Genomic DNA, 3,407 nt, shown 5'->3' with positions numbered 1-3,407 from the left:
TTTAACTAATTTCACTCCTCTTTCATCTCTTCTTGCGGAACCATCATAACGCTATCGTTTATCCCCATAGCTTTTTTTATCTCGTTTTCAATTTCTGTGGCAAGTTCTGGATGCTCTTTTAGATAAGCTTTTACATTTTCTCTACCTTGGCCAAGCTTTACATCCTTGTAACTAAACCAGCTTCCGCTTTTGTCAATAATATCAAGTTTCACGCCATAATCAACAATCTCGCCCTCTTTACTTATACCTTCGCCAAACATAATATCAAACTCAGCCTGTCTAAAAGGAGGAGCAACCTTATTTTTAACAACTTTAGCCCTTACTCTGTTTCCTATCTGGTTTTCACCCTGTTTTAAAGTGGCTATCCTTCTAACATCAATTCTAACCGAAGCATAAAATTTTAATGCGTTTCCACCTGTTGTGGTCTCAGGAGTGCCATAACCCATAGCACCTATTTTCATACGTATTTGATTTATAAAAATAACTGTGGTGTTCATTTTATGAAGCACGCCAGTTAATTTTCTTAGCGCTTGGCTCATGAGCCTTGCTTGAAGACCCATATGACTATCTCCCATTTCACCTTCAATCTCAGCTTTAGGTGTTAAAGCGGCAACAGAGTCTATAACTATCACGTCAACCGCCCCGCTTCTTGCTATGGTCTCTACGATATCTAAAGCCTGCTCACCAAAATCTGGTTGACTAACAAGTAAGTTTTCTACATCAACTCCAAGATTTTTAGCATATAATACGTCCAAAGCGTGCTCTGCATCGATAAATGCGCAAATTCCCCCATCTTTTTGGGCTTCTGCGATTATTTGAAGGGCAAGTGTTGTTTTACCGGAACTCTCAGGTCCATATATCTCTATGATTCTACCTTTTGGCACCCCTCCTATTCCCAGTGCCAAATCAAGCCCCAAAGAACCAGTGCTAATTGATGCGATTGGTTCTATCTCTTTTTCTCCAAGTTTTACCAAAGCCCCCTTACCAAAGGCTTTATCGATCTGTTTTATGGCTAATTCAAGTGCTTTTTGCTTATTTGCGTCCATATATAAACCTCTCTATTTAAAATTACTTATATTTTATCTTTTTTTAAGTAAAATATCCATAAAAAATTAATTAGACATTGGTAATTAGACATTAGACATTAGAAATTTAAATCCAATGTCCAATGTCCAATGTCCAATGTCCAAAAGGACATCAATGTCAATATACACAGTTGCCCACTCTCCGGATGCGGACGATATTTTTATGTTTTATGCCATAAAATTTGGATGGATAAGTTCTAAAAATATAAAATTTAAAAATATTGCTTTAGATATTGAGACTTTAAACGAAAAAGCCATAGAGAGCTATTATGACATTAGCGCTATTAGTTTTGCGTTATATCCATATATATATAACGATTATGCCCTTTTAAAAACCGCTGTTAGTTTTGGATACGGATATGGACCAAAACTTATAAAAAAAAGAGGTAGAAAACTCAAAAAAAATTTTAAAGTAGCTCTTAGCGGACAATATACCACAAACGCTATGCTTTTTAAGATAGCTTATCCCAAAGCAAGAGCTATCTATATGAATTTTTTGGATATTGAAAAAGCCGTAATAGAGGAAAAAGTAGATGCTGGAGTATTGATCCATGAGTCTATTTTGGATTTTGATGAATCTCTTGAGGTTGAAAAAGAGTTATGGGATATTTGGTTGGATTTGGCAAAAGAGGAGCTTCCTCTGCCTCTTGGAGGTATGGCAATTAGAAGATCTATACCTATATTAAAAGCTATTGAAGCAGAAAATTTGCTAATAGATGCAGTCAAAATCGCAAATCTGCATAAAGAGATTTTATCAAAAATGCTTCTTGAGAGAAATCTTGTTAGAATAGAGGATAAAAAACTAAAAAAATATCTTGATATGTATGCAAACCAAGAGTCTGTAATAATGAATGATACTCAGTATAAAGCTTTAGATAGACTTTTTGAGATTGGATATAGATACGGTTTTTATAAATTTCCTATAAAAGCTAAAGATTATCTTATCCCCTCAGAATATAAAAATATTAGATTTTCTTAAGGGCGAAATTGGAAAAATTGATAGATTTTAAAAAATACTCTTCTATAAAAATAGGACCTATCCTAAAGGTAAAAATAATTGAAAAGATCGATAAGGATAATGAAAAATATTTTATTATAGGAGGGGCAAACAATCTTTTAGTTTCAAAAAAACCTCCACCTTTAGCTATGTTATCTAAAAAGTTTGATTATATAAAGATAAAAAATAACGAACTAATCATTGGAGCCGCAACTCCTACAGGAAAAGTGGTATCTTTTTGCAAAAAATATAATATCGGCGGATTTGAATTTTTAAGCAAACTCCCTGGAACCATAGGGGGTGCAGTGAAAATGAATGCCGGAGTTAAAGAGTATGAGATAAAAAATATTTTGAAATGGATAAGAGTTTATAAAGGCAAAATTTATGCAAAAGATTTAAAACTCGAATATAGAAAAACCGATATTAAAAATATAATATATGAGGCGGGATTTGATATTAGGTTTGGATTTGATTTTGAGCTTTTAAATAGTCTAATAAACCTTAGAAAAAATCAGCCAAAATATCCAAGTGCAGGAAGTGTTTTTAAAAATCCACCAAAAAACTTTGCCGGAAAGTTAATAGAAGATGTTGGATTGAAAGGTAAAAGAGTTGGAGATATCGCTTTTAGTGATTTACATGCAAATTTTTTAATAAATCTTGGAGATGGAACATTTGAAGATGCTATTTATTTAATAAAAGAGGCCAAAAAAAGAGTTTATGAAAAATATAAAATAGTTCTTGAAGAAGAAATAGTCATATTATAGGATACAAAATGTATCCTATCCCCCTATGTAGCAGTGGGGCAAAGCCCCAAAATATTAAGCTTGAGCCGCTTTTTTAGCAGCTTCTAAAGCCTCTTCGTAATTTGGCTCTTCAGTGATTTCTGGAACAAGCTGTTTATAAACTACAGCTCCATCTTTGTCAATTATAAAAATTGCTCTTGCTAAGATTCCTTTTAGTGGTCCTTCAGCTATAACAACCCCATACTTTTGGCCAAAATCTCTGTTTCTATAATCACTTGCTACAGTCAAATTTTCAACACCTTCAGTTGAACAAAATCTCTTGCTTGCAAAAGGAAGGTCCATAGAAACAACAGTAACATCAACTCCCTCGATTTTTGCCGCCTCTTCGTTAAATTTTCTTGTCTCAGTCGCACAAACTGGAGTATCTAAAGAGGGAACAACAACTATCATTTGAACTTTTCCTTGAGCTCCGCCTACTTTTTTCTCTTGTAGATCAGTTGTTACAACAGTCGCCTCCGGAGCTTTATCTCCAACGTTTACCTCGTTACCTTCTAACTTAACTGGATTACCTTTTAATGTAAC

General features: G+C 33.9%; 4 protein-coding genes. 2 read left to right on the top strand and 2 right to left on the bottom strand.

Translation table 11 applies throughout. The features are described from left to right. Nucleotides 1-11 precede the first annotated feature (11 nt). Nucleotides 12-1,046 carry a recombinase RecA gene (gene recA / locus AC30RD_RS02425; protein WP_489492588.1) on the bottom strand — a complete coding sequence of 345 codons (1,035 nt, stop codon included), beginning with the start codon at nt 1,044-1,046 and terminating at the stop codon, nt 12-14. Nucleotides 1,047-1,200: 154 nt separating this feature from the next. On the opposite strand from recA, the gene AC30RD_RS02420 reads away from it, so the two are divergent. After that, a complete protein-coding gene (locus AC30RD_RS02420; protein ID WP_489492586.1) occupies nt 1,201-2,064 on the top strand; it encodes a menaquinone biosynthesis family protein in 864 nt (287 codons plus the stop codon). Nucleotides 2,065-2,072: 8 nt separating this feature from the next. Continuing rightward, nucleotides 2,073-2,846 (top strand): UDP-N-acetylmuramate dehydrogenase, encoded by a 774-nt coding sequence (locus AC30RD_RS02415; RefSeq protein ID WP_489492585.1) that lies wholly within the window; start codon nt 2,073-2,075, stop codon nt 2,844-2,846. Nucleotides 2,847-2,900: 54 nt separating this feature from the next. Here AC30RD_RS02415 and tpx read toward each other — a convergent pair. Next, nucleotides 2,901-3,407 (bottom strand): thiol peroxidase (gene tpx / locus AC30RD_RS02410; RefSeq protein WP_489492584.1); only part of this gene is annotated, 507 nt, incomplete at its 5' end.

The sequence above is a fragment of the Nitrosophilus sp. genome (genome assembly GCF_982775275.1).
This window is presented reverse-complemented; position numbering and strand designations above follow the sequence as displayed.